The sequence below is a fragment of the Leucobacter celer subsp. astrifaciens genome, from assembly GCF_001273835.1.
Taxonomy (GTDB): domain Bacteria; phylum Actinomycetota; class Actinomycetes; order Actinomycetales; family Microbacteriaceae; genus Leucobacter; species Leucobacter celer.
This window is the reverse complement of the sequence record NZ_JHEI01000005.1, coordinates 1-223: the sequence shown is the minus strand read 5'-3', so window position 1 is coordinate 223 and position 223 is coordinate 1. Positions and strand designations below refer to the sequence as shown.

The 223-nt window shown below is 78.9% G+C and carries 1 protein-coding gene; it reads left to right on the top strand.

The features are described from left to right. Nucleotides 1-223 (top strand): hypothetical protein (locus AMS65_RS19625; RefSeq protein ID WP_162231728.1); only part of this gene is annotated, 223 nt, incomplete at both ends.

Below are 223 nucleotides of genomic sequence, written 5' to 3'. Positions count from 1 at the left end.
TCGACGGAGGTGCGGGGGAGCCGAGCGCGGGCGTGACCGCCGACTGGGCTCTGGTGCAGGAGGGGATGGCGATCACCGCGGGGCGACGCCCGGCCGGCGCGTACGAGACGGCGCAATCCACGGTGCGCGCGATGCCGGCGCCGGAGCGCATGTGGGTGCGCGCGCCGAGGGCCGCGGCGAGCATCGCCTGGTCGACGTCCCGGGGGCGGGGACCGCCGCTCGG